The sequence below is a fragment of the Halomonas qaidamensis genome (assembly GCF_025917315.1).
Taxonomy (GTDB): Bacteria; Pseudomonadota; Gammaproteobacteria; order Pseudomonadales; family Halomonadaceae; genus Vreelandella; species Vreelandella qaidamensis.
Genome location: NZ_CP080627.1, coordinates 373771 through 391956, shown reverse-complemented (window position 1 = coordinate 391956; position 18186 = coordinate 373771). Strand labels below are relative to the sequence as shown.

13 protein-coding genes are annotated in these 18186 nt (G+C 53.2%); 1 reads left to right on the top strand and 12 read right to left on the bottom strand.

All coding sequences use genetic code 11. The features are described 5' to 3' along the window. Positions 1–561: 561 nt before the first annotated feature. Both K1Y77_RS01895 and K1Y77_RS01890 read right to left on the bottom strand, forming a co-directional pair. On the bottom strand, positions 562–1332 hold the full coding sequence (locus tag K1Y77_RS01895) for a hypothetical protein (protein ID WP_264430045.1): 771 nt from the start codon (positions 1330–1332) through the stop codon (positions 562–564). 20 nt (positions 1333–1352) lie between these two features. After that, positions 1353–2432, bottom strand: a complete 1080-nt coding sequence (locus tag K1Y77_RS01890) for a hypothetical protein (RefSeq protein WP_264430043.1) — start codon at positions 2430–2432, stop codon at positions 1353–1355. A 560-nt stretch (positions 2433–2992) separates the two neighbouring features. Here K1Y77_RS01890 and K1Y77_RS01885 point away from each other — a divergent pair. After that, positions 2993–4183, top strand: coding sequence for a GGDEF domain-containing protein (locus K1Y77_RS01885; protein WP_030074532.1), 1191 nt, complete (start codon positions 2993–2995; stop codon positions 4181–4183). A 49-nt stretch (positions 4184–4232) separates the two neighbouring features. Here the strand turns inward: K1Y77_RS01885 and K1Y77_RS01880 are convergent, their stop codons facing one another. From K1Y77_RS01880 to K1Y77_RS01835, 10 genes are all read right to left on the bottom strand, one after another. After that, a complete protein-coding gene (locus tag K1Y77_RS01880; protein WP_264430042.1) occupies positions 4233–6728 on the bottom strand; it encodes a bifunctional diguanylate cyclase/phosphodiesterase in 2496 nt (831 codons plus the stop codon). 413 nt (positions 6729–7141) lie between these two features. Further along, positions 7142–8131 (bottom strand): GTP 3',8-cyclase MoaA, encoded by a 990-nt coding sequence (gene moaA, locus K1Y77_RS01875; protein WP_264430040.1) that lies wholly within the window; start codon positions 8129–8131, stop codon positions 7142–7144. Further along, the gene (locus K1Y77_RS01870; protein ID WP_264430038.1) at positions 8128–8535 is read right to left on the bottom strand and encodes a putative zinc-binding protein; all 408 of its coding nucleotides are present in this window, start codon (positions 8533–8535) and stop codon (positions 8128–8130) included. Before K1Y77_RS01870 ends, moaA begins: the two co-directional genes overlap by 4 nt. A 57-nt stretch (positions 8536–8592) precedes the next feature. Then, on the bottom strand, positions 8593–9855 hold the full coding sequence (locus K1Y77_RS01865) for a molybdopterin molybdotransferase MoeA (protein ID WP_264430036.1): 1263 nt from the start codon (positions 9853–9855) through the stop codon (positions 8593–8595). Next, a complete protein-coding gene (moaB, locus tag K1Y77_RS01860) occupies positions 9852–10424 on the bottom strand; it encodes a molybdenum cofactor biosynthesis protein B (RefSeq protein WP_030074542.1) in 573 nt (190 codons plus the stop codon). The genes K1Y77_RS01865 and moaB overlap by 4 nt, the downstream gene beginning before the upstream one ends. A 20-nt stretch (positions 10425–10444) precedes the next feature. Continuing rightward, positions 10445–11266, bottom strand: coding sequence for a peptidylprolyl isomerase (locus K1Y77_RS01855; RefSeq protein ID WP_030074544.1), 822 nt, complete (start codon positions 11264–11266; stop codon positions 10445–10447). A gap of 40 nt (positions 11267–11306) precedes the next feature. After that, positions 11307–11999, bottom strand: coding sequence for a respiratory nitrate reductase subunit gamma (gene narI, locus K1Y77_RS01850; protein ID WP_030074546.1), 693 nt, complete (start codon positions 11997–11999; stop codon positions 11307–11309). A 12-nt stretch (positions 12000–12011) separates the two neighbouring features. Further along, positions 12012–12830, bottom strand: coding sequence for a nitrate reductase molybdenum cofactor assembly chaperone (gene narJ / locus K1Y77_RS01845; RefSeq protein WP_264430033.1), 819 nt, complete (start codon positions 12828–12830; stop codon positions 12012–12014). Beyond that, a complete protein-coding gene (narH, locus tag K1Y77_RS01840) occupies positions 12823–14385 on the bottom strand; it encodes a nitrate reductase subunit beta (RefSeq protein ID WP_030074550.1) in 1563 nt (520 codons plus the stop codon). Before narH ends, narJ begins: the two co-directional genes overlap by 8 nt. Next, positions 14382–18164, bottom strand: coding sequence for a nitrate reductase subunit alpha (locus K1Y77_RS01835; RefSeq protein WP_264430030.1), 3783 nt, complete (start codon positions 18162–18164; stop codon positions 14382–14384). The genes narH and K1Y77_RS01835 overlap by 4 nt, the downstream gene beginning before the upstream one ends. Positions 18165–18186: the final 22 nt, after the last annotated feature.

The window sequence follows — 18186 nt, the reverse complement described above, 5'->3', positions numbered from 1 at the left end:
CCGTTAGGACGGATTGGAGTGTCATCACCGCGTGATATAACTCATCAGCACGGTTTGGCGTCAGCGTATTGAACCAGCTTTGTGCTACCAAGTGATCTTGATAATCCCAAGACACGGCTTTTCCATAAATAGACAGCACAGCATCACAAGTCGCGCCACAGCATGAACACTTCTTTAGCGATAACTCTGCATGACAATCAGGCTTCGCTTCATTGAACCTGATGAGCACCCCACCACAAGAACAGTCCATATTTCCTTCCGCTAATAAAATTTTAAAATATTTACCTCACTTGCTTGCTCTCACTTGCTTGCTCTCACCTGCTTATCTCATCGACTTAGCTCAACATGTGTCTACTGTGGCTATGTTTTACCTAATATCATTCTAAAAATGGAGAAGTTATTAAACCGCATCGAAGGAACGCAAAGTTCTCTATTTTTAGCGTAGTTAGAAACGTTTTCAAACATGTGATAACTGATAATATGCTTGAGCCTATTCAACAAAAAAGGCCAGCAGAGAGCTGGCCAAAGTGCATGTATCACATGCACGCGGAGTATTCCGTCTCAGCAGGCAAGTGCGGCTATCTTTGTTCGGAGATCTCGCTGTGCCTGATCAAGCTTGTCGGGATTCACTTTGCTAGACAGCGCCTCACGGGGTTTACGACCTAAGAAGTAGGCGATACGTTCGGCATTCGCCCCCGATGGGTGGGGCATTCCATCCAGCACCTGTGCTCGATCAAGAATGCCGTGTCTTACCAGCATTTGGAACACCTCAGCCACTTTTGGACCAAGTGGTAAAAATAAGTTATTCGGAAGGGCTTTAACTTCCTCAACCAATGAGGTTTCAATTTGCTGCCTCAGTGCTGGCTGCTTCAGCATGGCAGGAGTGCCACTGAAGTTCGCGCCGTTTACAAAAACTGGGTTGCGCAGCGCCGAAGTATAGTGCACCAAGTGGGCATGACGGTCGAATAGCTGCATGCTGTCATCAATGCCAAGCCAAGCTGGTAAACCGAGATGGTTCAGCATTGCGACTAGGTTACTACGCATTGGGCCACTGAAGCTCGCCGTCTGCTTGGCCTGGGCCAATGCCTCGCTGTAGGACATCCCTTTTTGCAGACAATTGCTTGCAGTGTTGAGGGCGTTGCGAGCCTGCTGCAGCCCTGGCGTGATACCGCAGATTGTAATCCTGGCCTCTCGATTAATGTGCTCGAACGGTGCATAAAAGGTCTGATAATTTCCTGAGTCAGCAATAAGAAGAGATGCTGGCAAGTGATCAGCGTTGCCGAGATACGGCAAACTCCGAATGATGTCAGCATAGCAACTGAAAATTATCATTGGCATGGTTCCTGCGCGAGTTAAATAACAGAAAGGGAGCGGGTCATGAGATGATCAACGACCTTCTTTAGTACTTTTAAGGAAGGCACGGTGACTCGGAATAGTTTAGCTGGCCGCCCTCCTGGGAAACCGCGGTTATAGAAATGGCTAGTTGATTCATCGCTAAGATCTTTCTTTTCGCTCAGTCCAAGAGAAAGTATCTCTTGGTCAGGTGCAAAGGGAAGAATCAGCGTACATTTTCGTTTGCCGTTGGCATTGACGAGCACGCATAGGTGGCTTCGTGGCACTTGCCAACTAGTGACAATGTGCTGAGGGTCACGGTAGTAGATTTCGAACGGGGTATTATGTTCAAGCCAACTATTAGCAAGCGCTCCAGAAAGGAATAAAGAATCATCGATTAGGAGGCACGTGGCAGACCAACAAAATCCCTGCTTCGTTGAGAGCCAACGTATAGCTTCACGAGCGGGCACCATGCCGCTTGTATCTTTCTTGAGCTTTTCATTTCTGTTAGCCAACGCATTTTTTACACTGCTCTGTTTCAACCCACTTGCCAGGGCAATTTCATCGATGCTCAAGTGGCTTTTCTCCTCAGGCATCAACGGAGCCAGTTCATGGTGGCCGAGGCAGTGGTTCGTATTGCCCTTACTCAACTCCAACTCTTCGTCGTACGGTTCGCACAGAATAGTTTCTATCTTATAACGGGTTAGTACCACAGCTAGTAGATGGGACAAAGCCCAATAGCTATCGGCGCCGTAATACTCAACGGCGATCACTCCCAAACCGATAAAGGCCCGAAAGTCTAAGACATCATCTTCCATCTGCCCAATCGCTTCTGGGAGTTCAAAACGGTCTTGGACAGCATATCCATGTAGACGCATGGCGATGGTGGTGAATCGCTCTCTGACGATCTTAGTATTAGGAACCACGTTACTGCTCTGCTGAGGATAATTTCCGGTGTAGAGCAGGGTAGGCAAAGTATGGGCCGCGAATCGCGCAATATCGTCCACCTCGGCTAAGATCTCCCGAAGAGACAGCGCAGCCGATACAGTCTTGCCAAAGGAGTAGCCATGAAGCATGTCATTAAAGCGGAAGGGAGTCATATGGGTGTCCTTATATCTTCATCTTTTCGACATAAGTTTCTGACATAAAAACATAAACGTAAAGTGTTAATATTATAATCATAATTTTCGTTTCGACAAAACCCTCGTCTCATGAGGCCTTTAAGACCGAAAAAAATTTGTCCTTAATGAGGCGATCACAAAAACAGCTGGGTTATTCGAAATATCTCAAAACAGCAATTGCCACAGGAGGTAAGCAAAAATCCACACAGGTGCAAGGAGGCAAGCGAGGAGCAGCTTCACCAACAACCAGTTAATGAAGCGGCACACTATCTCGCACAGACCCAGAAATTTTAGGAACATTGATACCTCTAAGAGATTGACAGAAACACCTACGAAACTAGGAGCTACACTGGGGTCAGGGGAAGTCACTATTTTGGGGAAACCATGAAACCAACCTCTGAAATACTGTTATTTCCCGATGGAAGCAGGTTAATTTAGACGAAGCAGCAAATTACCATAGACGGTTTCAGACGACCCCTTACCAGCAAAACGCGGGGCGAATTCTGAAGAAATCGCTTTCTATAAAGGGAGTCCGAGCCTTGGCATCAAGACCGACGCCAGATCAAGTACATTGGCTGACTGGCCAGTTTTGCGAAGATAGCAAAGAAGTAACTTACCGAAGATCCATCACCTCAAGGGTACAGTTTGAAGCCTGCCTTTCATTAATTGTTGCAGCCTGTATCTTTGGTATGTTTTCTATCTCTGACTACAGCCTGCTTGGCTTAACCAAAGAATATTATCTGTTGGTCGCCATGCGGTGTGTGGTGGTGGTTTTATGCCTGTCGCTGGCTTTAATCATTTATCGTTGGGGAGGTTATGCAGACAGCGCTTGGTTACACGCTTTACCACTATGGGTATTGGCAACAGGCATTATTTTAATCGTTCCCTTACGTCCCGATAGCCTGTCTACTCAGACAACAGCGGTGGTAGTAGCTACCATGGCTTTCTATCTCTTAATTCCCAATTTGCTGAAAGTAGTAACACTTGCAAGCCTCTATTTAAGTGCAGGCTTTATCGTCTCTGCGGTGTTATTTGCAGACATCACACCCATGACCACGCTTCGTATCGCACTTTTGCTGATTATGGCCAATGCGGTGGGCTTCTTTGCTCTACTGCGCTTAGAGAGCCTCCAGCGCAAGCAGTTTTCGCTACTTCACGAAGAGCGCCATCAAAACTGCAAGTTGCTCAAGGAAATAGCCCACCGAAAATCCCTGGAAACCCAGTTGCGCACACTCGCTGAGCGCGATGCTTTAACGGGACTCAATAATAGAGGCCATTTTATTAAGCTAGCTACCGCGTTGTTACACCGCTCGCAACATGAAAACATGCCGTTCAGTCTCTTCATGATCGACGTCGATCATTTCAAAAAGATCAACGATACCTGGGGCCACAGCCATGGCGATTGGGTACTGACTAAAATTGCAGAAGTGTGCTCGCAGTCTCTTCGCCCTATGGATGTGATCGGGCGCTTCGGGGGTGAAGAATTTGTGATGGCCTTACCCAACACAGGACCTGAGGATGCTCAAATGGTGGCGGAGCAATTAAAAAAGCAGGTTGCCGAGCTACCGCTAAAGGAAGGTATGAGTGAACTGTGCTTGAGCATCACCATTGGTATTGCAGTGGCGCATAACGAAAAGACCACACTTGAGTCGCTGATCAAACAGGCAGATCAAATGCTTTACGTCGGCAAGCGAGATGGCAGAAACAAAGTGGTCATGTTTCAAATCTAAGAGTAAAGCGCTACACAGAAAAAACATTACTAAACAAGCTTCAAGAACACTAATCTAAAAAGCGGGTTAGCGGGCGCGTTAATGTATTTGTAAATACATCCACAGGAGTGGGACGGCCAAATAGAAAACCCTGATAAACATGACACCCCAAGTTGGCTAGCACTAAGCGCTGATCTTCTGTTTCTACACCTTCTGCAATTACTCCCAACCCTAGGCTTTCTGCCAATGTAATTATCGTCCCAGCAATTGGTCTCGCCTGCCTATTAAGGGTTAAATCCCTGACAAAAGCGATATCGATTTTCAGCGTATCCAGCGGTAGAAGTTTTAAATAAGAGAGTGATGAGTATCCCGTGCCAAAGTCATCTAATGCAAAGCTGACACCCATGCGCTGTAGCTGCTGCATTTTATTGATCGTCCCCTCTGGGTCAATCAGCAGGAGCGACTCGGTCAACTCCAGCGTTAACCGCGCTGGTGGCGCATCATATTGCTCGATGATAGATAACACCTGGTCAGTAAAGTCAGGCTGCTGGAATTGGCGCGCGCTAACATTCAATGAAAGCTTCAAGTGCTGTAATTGCGCGTCTTGATGCCATTTGCCTAGCAAGCGGCAGCCCTCTTTCAGCACCCACTCTCCTAGGGGCAAGATCAGTCCGGTCTCCTCGGCCAACGCGATAAAATGACCGGGTGACACCAACCCCCGCTGAGGGTGTTGCCACCGCAGCAAGGCCTCGGCCCCAATGACGTCGTGCTGACCGTTCACTTGCGGCTGTAGATGCAGACATAACTCATCATTCTCGATTGCAAAACGTAACTCACGCTCCATCATCAGACGCTCTTCAAGTTCTCGCTCCTGCTCCGCACGAAAGAACTGCGGCTGTCCGTCACGAAGACGTTTCGCTACCAGGAGAGCAAGATCTGCTCGCTTAAACAGGGGGGCGCTGCCCTCACGCTTAACGGGGTTAAAAATCAGTACACCTACATTAAGCTTACAAGGGTAGGTATGCCCTTGTAGGTCATAGTCGGCGGTCAACGAGGCCAGCACCTTATCTATTAGAGAGCAGACTTCACTCTGGGCGATAGCGCCATCGTTGGTTGAACATGCCCCCAATAAAGCAAACTCGTTACCATCTAACCGCGCGGCGTATAGCCCCTTCTCTGCCCACTGCTGAAGTCGCTTGCTCAATTGACGCAGTAACTCATCACCAATATCTTGGCCTAAACTGTCATTCAGCAGTTTAAAGCGGTCAATATCCAGCAGCGCTAAAAATGCTTGTTGATGAACGGCTTTTTCAGCAGCACCAAGCTCTTCAATCCGCGCCTGCAAAGCTCGCCTGTTGGGCAGTTCTGTCAGCATGTCATGGTAGGCAAGATAGCGTATACGCTGCTCTGCCTGTTGCTCTTCTGAGCGGTCGCTAAGAAGCGCCACATAATCACGCTCATTGCTATCAGCGTAGTTCACACACGTAACGCTCAGCCAAGCGGGAAACCCTAGACCATTAGCCCGTATCGCCTTAATCATCCCACTCCATTCGCCATGCTTCTCAAGCGCTTGGCGAATCTCCACGTTCAGTGTTTGACTATCTTGAGCGTAGTTAAGATGCGCAATTGATGCTCCTACCAACTGATTAGTAGTACTACCTACCAACCGCTCGAAGGCTGCATTACACAAGCGTACGCGTGCCCGGTTATCAAGCAAAACGACGCTATCTTGAAGGGCAGATATTACCTCTAGCAGCCGCGTTTGCGTCATATATTCATGGCGCTGACTAGCATGCAGACGGCGCTGAACCCCGGTTGCTACCAGGGTGAGTAGTGCGGTTAATACCGCCACGACACCGATAAGATAAATAAGCCACCGAGAGTGCGAGTGCATGGGCAACACTAAGACACGGCCATCCGGTACGTACCAAGCAGCTTGCATGGCTACGTAGTGCATTCCGCTCACTGCAATAGAGACACACAGCGCTGCAATGAAAGCGCAGCGCCTTGAACGCTGTATGCCCCACTCCTGCTGGCAAAGCCTGTATACATAGACGCTTGCCATACCCAACACAACCGCAACAAGTAGTGATATTAAGAAGAGATTCAAAGAGTAATACAGCTCCGCTGGCATGCGCATCGCAGCCATGCCGCTATAATGCATCGCCCCAATACCCACCCCTAACCCCACCCCCGCCAACCATAAAGAATGATGGGAAGGTGCAGGACGAGAAAGCACCACCATAGCACTCAGGCTACCTAAAATAGCGGGTAGTATCGAAAGTAGAGTAGCCACCGGCGCATGAGTCACTGGAAAATCAAGCTGATAGGCGTGCATACCAATAAAGTGCATGCTCCAGACGCCTAACCCCATGGCACTGGCACCTGCAAACAGCCATACGCTACGCCAAAGTGAATGAGTCACCTTGCGTACCAGTTTGATGGTATCCAACCCCGCATAAGATGCCGCCAATGCGACTAACCATGAAATAAAAACAAGCAGGATATCGTGCTTGCCCTGAATGGCATTGAGCGCTTGGGGATCAGACAAAACATTGAATAGCATAAATAAGCTGACTGCCCGTTTATTTTTATAGTAATAATCAATATCAACGTTATTAATTCTGGTGATGCGTAATAAACAGCATTAACGTCGATCGCTGTACAAGCAAGCCGCTTTCGTCCCACCTAAGCTGCCGTAGATATAAATGTCACTACCATGTATACGCAACTAAAACGCCTATTAACTGATCTTGCCCAGTTATAGGAGCACATTAACAACTTCACGAATTGAAATAGCAAAATTTTTATGAAAAACCACTCTAAAGTATAATATTGTTAGCACTCTAAACAGGAGCAGTCGAATCAAGCGTCATGAAGGGCTGACAAGGAAGGGCGGAGACGTTGCGATGAGTAGCGGGTTAGCACACAGGAAAGCGGATTAGCACACAGGGAAGGTGGAAGGCGGGCCAGGCGACTCTAGCCACCGGTGGCATTCATAAATCTCACTATTTGAACGTCACCATCAGTCGTAAAGTGATGACGCTCAGGCTTCTTCGTCATCGCCGCCACAATGGTCGCTTTTAGGCGCTGGGTGTCGCCCGGATAGCGGCGCATAATGGCGCGCAAATCTACCGAGTGCTCATTACCTAAGCAAAGCAGCAGACGCCCTTCCGCTGTCACCCGCACCCGATTACAGGTGCCACAAAAATTATGGCTATGGGGAGAAATAAACCCAATGCGCGACGAACTACCCGGCATACGATAGTAACGAGAGGGCCCCAGGGTCGTTTCAGTGGTCGGCAGGAGCGGATAATGCTGTTCGATCGTCTCGCGTACTACATCACTGGAAAGATAGGTTTCGCCGCGATGATGCTCGCTAATTGCGCCCAGCGACATCTCCTCAATAAAGCTAATATCCACGTCTTCATCGCGTGCGAAATTGACGAGATCTAGAATTTCATCGTCATTGCGCCCCTTCAGCAATACGGCATTGAGCTTGATGGATCTGAACCCTGCCTGGCGGGCTGCTCGGATACCGTCGATGACGTGGTTTAGATCTCCCGTCCGAGTTAACGCCTTAAAACGCTCAGGTTTGAGTGAGTCGAGGCTGATATTGACCCGATCAAGCCCACCTTGGCGCAACGCTCCAGCATGTTTTACCAGCCCTGAACCATTGGTGGTCATGGCTAGCTCACGCAAGCCTTCCAGCTCGCCCAGCTTTTCGACTAGCGTGAGTATGCCCTTACGTACCAGTGGCTCCCCCCCGGTTAGGCGGATTTTCTCTACCCCCAGCTCGACAAACGCTTGAGAAAGGGTAGCCAACTCCTCCAAGGTGAGCAGTTTGGCACGGGGTAGAAAGGTCATCTCCTCCGCCATACAATAAACGCAGCGAAAGTCACAGCGATCAGTCACCGATAGGCGAAGATAGCGTACCGTGCGGCCAAACCCATCGACTAACGTACTCATTTTTTAGGCTCCTCTACGTAGGCGTTGGCATTAACGGGGAACCGAGCAATCAGTGCTTGCACCTCTGCGGTGACGTCGTCGATTATTTGCTCGTCATAAAACTGGCCGCGTCGCTTGCGAAGGCCACTCTCGTAAAGCTTCACATGTTTGGTAGGCGACACCCCTGCATTCGCCAGACAATGGCTAGCGCAGTGCATCTGACAGCCATCAATCGCTATGATCGGTCGTCCACTTTGGGCAGTTCGTACAAGACCGGGCACCCCGCCGCCAACGCCTGCAATGCAGGACATTTCTGCTTCCCCCGCATGATCAAGGCACAGTGCAACACTATTGGCCAGCTGCGCAACATCAGAGCAGCCAGAGCAGGCATAGACCAAGGTGCGCGGTTTTTGACGTAACGACATGCCCTCTCCTTGAATAAGCAAGCAAACAACCTCAGCCGCCGCAGACGGTAGCAAAGCTCACGCGGCGAACTGATTAATGGGGTAATAGTGGTAGGTACTCCCTTCCATTACCTCTGTGTCGGGGCTAATCATCAGATAGCCGTCGGCTTGGCTGGCGGCGGTGAGCATATGCGACCCCTGCCCACCCGCTAATGTCGCGACAGGTTCCCCGCTACTACCGTCCACCACCACGCGCAATAACTCGCACCGCCCCCGGGGGCCGCGCTGGGCAAAACCGGCTTTTATTGGGTAACACTGCAACGCCGCTACTTTTCTGCCCTGCATGGCGTGAACAAACGGTAATGCCAATAGCTGCCAACCAACCAACGAAGCGACGGGATTGCCAGGTAACGCGATTAACGGGGTAGCTGCTAAAGGATCGGCACCTAAATAGCCAAACGCAAAGGGCTTGCCTGGCTTCATCGCGACACCATGGAAATGCAGCCCGCCACGCTGTTCGATAACGGGCCGAACGTGGTCTTCTTCGCCTACCGACACTCCCCCCGTACACATCAGCACGTCTGCAGCGTGCTGTGCATCATCAAACGCCTGATGTAGCGGCGCGGGCGAATCCGCAATGACGCCAAGATCAATTACCTCACACTGCGCCTGCGCTAGCAGTGCCTTGAGCATTGCCCGGTTGCTGTCGAAGACCTGCCCAGGCGATCGTTGGGCACCAGGGGCGATCAGCTCATCGCCGGTGGAGAGTAGTGCCACACGCAAACGTCGTTTAACAGTAACGGCACTTATTCCGTGACTTGCCAGCAGCGCAATCGATGCCGGAGTGAGGTACTCGCCTACTGCCAGTAGCGGGTCGCCCTCACGGGTTTCTTCGCCCTGACGGCGAATATTAGCGCCCATAGCCAACGTGCCTTCGATATGAATATGCCCGTGATGATCAAGCGTGACGCGCTCCTGCGGCACCACAACATCGGCACCCATAGGTACCGGTGCACCGGTAAAGATACGCGCGCAGCCGCCTTGGGAAAGCAACATCACGCCCGCCCCAGCCGGTACGCGCTGAATAATGGGCAACCCTTCCCCCTGGCGAGCCGATGGGTAGTCAGCCAAGCGCAGCGCATAACCATCCATCGCGCTATTGTCGACCCCAGGCATATCAAGAGGCGCAACGACTGCCTCAGCAAGCACGCGCCCTGGCGCCTGTTCAAGAGAAACCGTTTCTACGCCGTTAAGTGGCGTAGCAGCGTCAATAAGCCGCTGACGTGCTTCAAAGAGCGCTAACAATCCTGGCGTTACGATGTCGCCACACTGACAGTTCATACGCGCTCCGCCTCATTATGCGTAGCATGACGGCTGCTACATGGCGTCGCTAAAGGTAGGACCATCGCGGCAAAGTTGCAGGGCCGAGTACGGGAATCCAATTGCAATGAGATAATTTTATCCCACGCCATAGCGCACGCTTTAGGTGAGCCGGGCATCGCAAATATCAGCGTTTGATTGGCAACGCCTGCGACCGCCCGCGATTGGATGGTGGCCGTTCCTATCGTCTGCAAAGAGAAATGCCGAAACAGCTCGCCATATCCGTCAATAGCTTTATCAAACAGCGGCGTCAGCGCTTCTGGGGTGGTATCCCTGGGGGTGAAGCCAGTGCCGCCGTTAACCAAGATTACCTGGGTGTCAGCCCTTGCGATCCACTCCGACACTACCGCGCGAACCTGATAAATATCGTCAGGTACGATGCGCCGTTCCATTAAGTTGTGGCCACATTCACTCAGGTGCGCAGCCAGCAAATCGCCGCTGCCATCCTCGTCAAACCCGCGGGTATCAGAAATTGTTAGCACCGAGATGTTAAGCGGGCTAAAAAGGGCATCGACAGGCACATGGGACATCACACTCTCCTCTTGCTTTTCTATTGCATCAAACTGCCGCCGGCATCGTCATCCAGAACAATGCCTTCGACGCCGATCTCGCTTTCCAACGCCAGCAAATAGTGGCGTAACGCCCGTCGGGTCGCCTGCTCACGCAGACTATGACGTACCCGGTCAGCCACCTGCTCAAACGGTAACGCTCGCCCTTCACGCCGCTCGTCGATACTGACAACGTGCCAGCCATAACGGGAAGCTAAGGGGCGCTCGTGAAGCCCTTCGGGTAAGTGTTGTAAAGCTCGGTCCAGTTCTGGGACGGTCTGCCCCGTCACCAGCCAGCCCAAGTCGCCATCCATCTCTTTCGAGGGGCACGCGGAGTGGTGTTGGGCAAACTCAGCAAAACGTTCTGGGATCTCCGTGAGTTGTTTAATCAGCTTCTCACCCAGCTGGCAGGCATCGTCGCGCCCTTGTGAATCATCGGGCGCCGCTGCCAGCAGAATATGCCTAACGCGCAGCTGGGATGGTTCGCTAAAGCGCTCACGATGGGTATCAAAGAAGCGTCGGCAATCGGCCTCTTCCGGTTCAGGAACCGGTAGCTCCTGTTCAAGCAAGGCAGCCATCGCAGCGTCTTCTTGAGCTTCTGCGTGGTCTTCAGCTGACAGCAAACCTCGTTCAATAGCGCGTTGGCGCAGCAATTCTTTAACCACCAGGGCACGGGCAGCCTGAACCTGGGCCTCCCCCGCCGTATCGGCGGGGTGGTACTGCATTTCTAACGCTATCGTTTCTTCATCGATAGCGACGTTGCCGACACGCACCGGCGGTGGGGTAACGCCCCCCGGTAGCTGTTCAATATCAATCATCTGCATATTGTTTCTCCTCTACGCCTGTGCAAATACAGGCCAGTTTTCAGCCGCGACGGCGAACCAGCTGGTACCGACGGGTGATATAACCGAACGGCACGCTCCAGACGTGAACCAGACGGGTGAAGGGGAAGAGCAGGATGATGGTCAGGCCCACGAAGATATGCAGCTTGTAGATCCAAGAGACCTCTTCCATATAGCTGGCAGCGCCGCCGCCGAAGAAGACGATTGCCTGGGCCCAACTGGCTAGCGTGACCATCATTTCACCGTCCATATGGCCCAACGAGAAGAAAATGGTGACCATGCCTAATGACGCCTGGAAAACAATCAGCCCCAGGATCGCGGTATCCATCACACTGGAAGAGGCGCGCACCCGAGCATTAGCGATACGGCGATACAGCAACATAGCGCCTCCCACTACACACATGGCGCCGGCAATACCACCGATCACAATGGCCAGCAGTTGCTTAGTGCCAGCATGAAGGAAAGGCTCGTAGACCCAATGCGGCGTCAGCATGCCGACCAAATGGCCGAAGAAGATGACGATGATGCCTATATGGAAAAGATTGCTAGCCAGGCGCATGTTTTTTGATGACAGCATTTGGCTAGAACCGGTCTTCCACGTGAACTGACCATGGTCGTAGCGCATTAGGCTGCCGATCAAAAACACCGTACCCACCAGATAAGGGTAGTAACCGTAGATTAGGTGATTTAGATAAAGCGCAATCGCGTCTAACATGATGATTCTCCTTTAACGATTGGCATGGTGTACGTTGGTAGCAGGCATGATGCGTACCGGCTGGCTATGAACCGTATGTTTGCGCTCGGCCAGACGACGGCCTTCGGCAGACTGCAGTGCACAATCCTCGTCTGAGCTAGCAGAGAAGCGCACCGCTTCTTCTTCCCATACTGCATCTAGCGCTTCGGGAGTGTTGTCGGGTGCTTCTTTTTTGACCTGGAGACGGTGCTCTTCTACATCGCCTTCAGCGCCCACTAACGCCAAGAGCGATAGCGGCACCAGGGCGTGATCAGACCCCCGCTCTTCCAACCGAGCGGTAAGCAACGCCAGGATATGACGTATTTCGCCCAGCCAGCGGCCAATCTCCGCGTCATCACACATCGAAAGGTATTCAAGAAACACCGGCAAATGATCGGGTAGCTCCCGTGCGTCCAATTCAAAACCAGCGGCGCTGTACTCAGCCATGAGATCCACCATGGCTTGACCACGGTCGCGGGATTCACCGTGCACATGCTCGAACAACAGCAAAGACGTGGCGCGGCCTTTGTCGAACATCGCCACGTACTCGGCCTGCAGCTCCAGCAGATCGCCTTCATGAAGGCGCTGGCACCACTCCATCAATGAGGACTTGAGGGCCGCTCCCAGGCGGCGCTCAGCATTGAGAATTTCGATGAGTTCGCCGCAGGCGTCCTGCAGCGCTTGAGTCGGATAATCGAGCAGGCGGGCAAGTACCCGTAGGCTACGCATGCCCTGCACAGGCTCGCTCGGTGCGTCTAACATTGCCTCTAGCGGGGCCGATGAGACTGGCGTTGGAATGGCAGCATCAGTCATGACGAGTCTCCTCAAATTGGGGCTGCGGGTCGAAGACCTCTGCCGGTTTCACCAAAACGCTGGTCTGCTTACGGCCATTAAACAGGTTCGGCTGGCTCTCGCCGTGGCAACCATCACCAAAGGTGAAGCCACAACCACCCCGTTCGGGGAAGGCTTCGGTGGCCATTTCGCGGTGGCTGGTGGGAATAACGAAACGATCTTCGTAGTTGGCAATCGCCAAGTAGCGATACATCTCTTCCACTTGAGCAACGCTGAGCCCCACCGCATCTAATACCTCGGCATTCGGCGCGCCATCCACATGCTTACCGCGCATGTAAACGCGCATCGCCATTAAGCGCTTGAGCGCCAGCACTACCGGCTCTTCCTCACCGGCGGTCAATAAATTCGCCAGGTACTTCACTGGAATACGTAGCGATTCAATCTTGGGCAGTATGCCGTCGAACTCTACGTGACCGGCTTCAGCGGCAGACTGAATCGGCGATAGCGGCGGCACGTACCACACCATCGGCAGCGTGCGGTATTCAGGGTGCAGCGGCAGCGCTAACCCCCAGTCAATAGCCATCTTGTAGACGGGCGATGCCTGAGCCGCTTTGATGACGTTGTCCTGAATACCATCTTTTTTCGCTTGGGCAATGACTTCCGGATCATGGGGATCAAGGAAGATGTCGCACTGACGATGGTAAAGGTCGCGCTCGTCCGGCGAGCTGGCGACTTCTTCAATACGGTCAGCGTCATACAGCAGAACGCCCAGGTAACGAATGCGGCCAACACAGGTCTCAGAGCAGATGGTCGGCTGACCCGCCTCAATACGCGGATAGCAGAAGATGCACTTCTCGGACTTACCGGTTTTCCAGTTGTAGTAGATCTTTTTATAGGGGCAGCCAGAAATACACATCCGCCAGCCGCGGCACTTGTCCTGGTCGATCAGAACAATGCCATCCTCTTCCCGCTTGTAGATCGCACCGCTTGGGCACGAAGCTACACAGGTGGGGTTTAAACAGTGCTCGCATAAGCGCGGCAGATACATCATGAAGGTGTTTTCAAACTGGCCGTAAATATCCGCCTGCACCTTGTCGAAGTTGGCATCTTTACGTCGTTTGGCGAACTCAGTACCGAGGATCTCCTCCCAGTTGGGTCCCCATTCGATCTTCTTCATACGCTCGCCAGAAATCAGCGAACGAGGGCGTGCCACCGGCTGATGCTCACCGATTTTGGCGGTATGCAGGTGCTGGTAATCGAACGTGAACGGCTCGTAGTAGTCGTCCATATCGGGCAGATCAGGATTGGCGAAAATATTCGCCAATACCCGCCACTTGCCGCCGATGCGTGGCTCAATTCGACCATCGGTACGGCGCATCCAGCCGCCCTTCCATTTAGCTTGGTTCTCCCACTCTTTGGGGTAGCCAATGCCGGGTTTGGTTTCAACGTTATTGAACCAGGCGTACTCCATGCCTTCGCGGCTGGTCCAGACATTTTTACAGGTCACCGAACACGTGTGGCAGCCGATACACTTATCTAAGTTGAGGACCATGCCTACCTGGGAACGAATCTTCATTTCACGGCCTCCTGAACGCTGTCATTGCTTTCGCCATCCAGCCAGTCAACGTGTTTCATCTTGCGTACCAACACGAACTCGTCGCGGTTAGAGCCGACAGTGCCGTAGTAATTAAAGCTGTAAGAGAGTTGCGCGTAGCCACCGATCATATGGGTTGGCTTGGGGCACACCCGGGTAACCGAGTTATGGATGCCGCCGCGGGTGCCGGTAATCTCAGAGCCGGGCACGTTTACCTGGCGCTCCTGAGCGTGATACATCATCACCATGCCGTCTTTGACGCGCTGGCTAACTACCGCCCGCGCCGCAATAGAGCCATTGGCGTTATAAACCTCGATCCAGTCGTTGTCCTCAATATCAATCGAGGCAGCGTCTGCCTCGGACAGCCACACCACCGGGCCACCACGGTTAAGTGTCAACATCATCAAGTTGTCGGAATACGTGGAGTGGATGCCCCACTTCTGGTGCGGCGTAATAAAATTCAGCGCCTTGCTCTTAAAGCCGTTATCAGCAGGCAGCGTGAAGCCTTTAGCCGCCTTGGTATCGATAGGCGGACGATAGACCAGCAGGCTTTCGCCGAAAGCACGCATCCAAGCATGATCTTGATAGAACTGCTGACGGCCGCTCACGGTGCGCCATGGAATGAGCTCATGGACGTTGGTATAGCCCGCGTTATAGGAGACGTGTTCATCCTCAAGACCCGACCAGGTGGGGCTGGAAATGATCTTGCGTGGCTGAGCAACGATATCGCGGAAACGGATTTTCTCGTCATGCTTCGGCGTTGCCAGGTGGGTATGATCGCGCCCGGTAATTTTGGAGAGCGCATCCCAGGCTTTTACCGCCACCTGACCATTGGTTTCCGGCGCGAGGGTCAGAATCATTTCAGCGGCATCGATCGCACTGTCGATCAGCGGCCGCCCTTTATGCGGGCCATCCAGCTTGCGATGGTTAAGTTTTCCTAATAGCTCGACTTCATCGTCGGTGTTCCAGGCAATGCCCTTGCCGCCATTGCCAATACTTTCCAGCAGCGGCCCTACAGAGGTAAAGCGCTCGTAGGTTTCGGGGTAGTTGCGCTTAACTTCGATCAGCGACGGCATGGTTTTACCAGGAATCGGCGCGCATTCGCCCTTTTTCCAGTCCATCACCGCTGGCTGAGCCAACTCTCCTGGCGAGTCGTGCTGCATCGGCAGGGTAACCAGATCGGTTTCCTCGCCCAAGTGGCCGACACACACTTTAGAGAACGCTTTAGCAATACCCTTGTAAATATCCCAGTCGCTGCGCGATTCCCACGCCGGATCAGTGGCGGCGGTCAGCGGGTGGATAAACGGGTGCATATCAGAGGTATTGAGGTCGTCCTTCTCGTACCAGGTCGCCGTGGGCAACACGATATCCGAGTACAGGCAGGTAGTGGACATGCGGAAGTCCAGCGTCACCAGCAGGTCGAGCTTGCCTTCTGGCGCTTCGTCACGCCACACGACTTCTTCAGGCTTCTGACCACCGAAGTCGCCCAAGTCTTTGCCTTGAATGCCATGGCGAGTACCCAGCAGGTACTTGAGCATGTACTCGTGGCCTTTACCGGAGCTGCCCAGTAGGTTCGAGCGCCAAATGAACATATTGCGCGGGAAGTTCTCTGGCGCATCCGGATCTTCCGCTGCAAAGCGTAGTTCACCGCTCTTGAGCTGCTGCACCGCATAGTCGGCGGTAGACATACCCGCGGCTTCGGCTTTTTTGGCGAGGCGTAGCGGGTTAGTGTCCAACTGAGGTGCTGACGGCAGCCAACCCATACGCTCAGCGCGCACGTTAAAGTCGATCAAACTGCCTGGGTAATCCTCAGCCTTGGCTAACGGTGAAAGAATCTCTTTGATCTCAAGCTTTTCATAGCGCCACTGGGAAGAGTGGTTATAGAAGAAAGAGGTAGAGTTCATGTGGCGCGGCGGGCGCTGCCAGTCTAGGCCGAAGGCCAGTGGCGTCCAGCCAGTCTGCGGGCGCAGTTTTTCCTGACCCACGTAGTGGGCCCAACCACCACCGCTCTGACCAATACAGCCACACATCACCAGCATGTTGATCAGGCCACGGTAGTTCATGTCCATGTGGTACCAGTGGTTCATACCGGCACCGACGATGATCATGCTACGACCGTTGGTTTTGTTAGCGTTGTCAGCAAATTCACGGGCAATACGGGTGCACTGCTCTGCCGAAACACCGGTGATTTTTTCCTGCCATGCGGGGGTATAGGGACGAACCTGGTCAAACGAGGTCGCGCCATCATCTTCGCCATCACCGGCAAAGCCACGGTCGATGCCGTAGTTAGCACACATCAGGTCAAAGACGGTGACCGCCAGCATCTCGCTGCCATCCGCCTTCTTCAAACGTTTGGCGGGCAAATTGTGGAACAGCAGGTCATCGGCAGCGCCAACACCAGACCCTTTGACGTGCTCAAAGTGCTCGTGCTCAATGCCACCGAAGTAAGGGAACGCCACGCGTGCAACGCTATCGTGGTGAGCTGCTAAGCTGAGGAGCGGCTTGATCTCAGTGCCCGCAGCATCCAGTGATTCCAGGTTCCATTTACCGATTTCATCACCGGTTTCACCCCAGCGGAAACCAATAGAGCCACGCGGCACTACTAGCTGATCGCGGGTTTCGTCCCAGGCAACGGTTTTCCATTCAGGGTTGTTTTCCTGACCCAGGGCGGCATCAAAATCACTGGCCCGCAATTGGCGGCCCGGCGCGAAGCTGCCATCCGCACGCGCTTCTAGTTCCACCAGGAACGGCATATCGGTATAGCGGCGCACGTAGTCAGTAAAGTAGGCACTGGGGTTGTCGAGGTGGAACTCTTTGAGAATGACATGCCCCATGGCCATGGCTAGCGCGGCGTCGGTGCCCTGCTTGGCAGAGAGCCACTCGTCGGTGAGCTTGGAGACCTCGGCGTAGTCCGGCGTAATCGAGACGGTTTTGGTGCCTTTGTAGCGCACTTCGGTAAAGAAGTGGGCATCCGGGGTACGCGTCTGAGGGACGTTGGAACCCCAAGCGATGATGTAGCCGGAGTTATACCAATCGGCAGATTCAGGTACGTCGGTCTGCTCGCCCCAGGTCATGGGCGACGCGGGCGGCAAGTCGCAGTACCAGTCATAGAAGCTCATGCAGACACCACCGATCAACGACAGGTAGCGGCTGCCAGCCGCATAGCTGACCATCGACATGGCGGGAATTGGCGAGAAGCCGATGATCCGGTCAGGGCCATACTGTTTGGCGGTGTAAACGTTCGAAGCCGCCACCAGCTCGTTTAGCTCGTCCCAGTCACCACGCACAAAGCCACCCATGCCGCGAGCACGCTTGTACTGCTTGGTCTTGGCGGGGTCTTCAACAATCGACGCCCACGCATCGACCGGGTCGGGATGTGCCTTAAGCGCTTCGCGCCATAGCGCCAGCAGCGGCTTACGAACCAATGGGTACTTAAGACGGTTGGCGCTATACATGTACCAGGAGTAGCTGGCACCGCGCGGGCAGCCACGCGGCTCATGGTTGGGCAGGTCGGGGCGGGTGCGGGGGTAGTCGGTCTGCTGGGTTTCCCAGGTTACCAGACCGTTTTTGACGTAAATTTTCCAGCTACACGAACCGGTGCAGTTAACACCGTGGGTGCTGCGGACCACTTTGTCGTGCTGCCAGCGGGCACGATAACTATCTTCCCATTGGCGGGATTCGCTGCGCAGTTCACCGTGTTCGTTGGCGAAGGGCTCGCGGGCCTTGCGGAAGAAATTCAGCCGATCTATGAAGTGACTCATGGTCGATCTCCAGGCTCCTCGG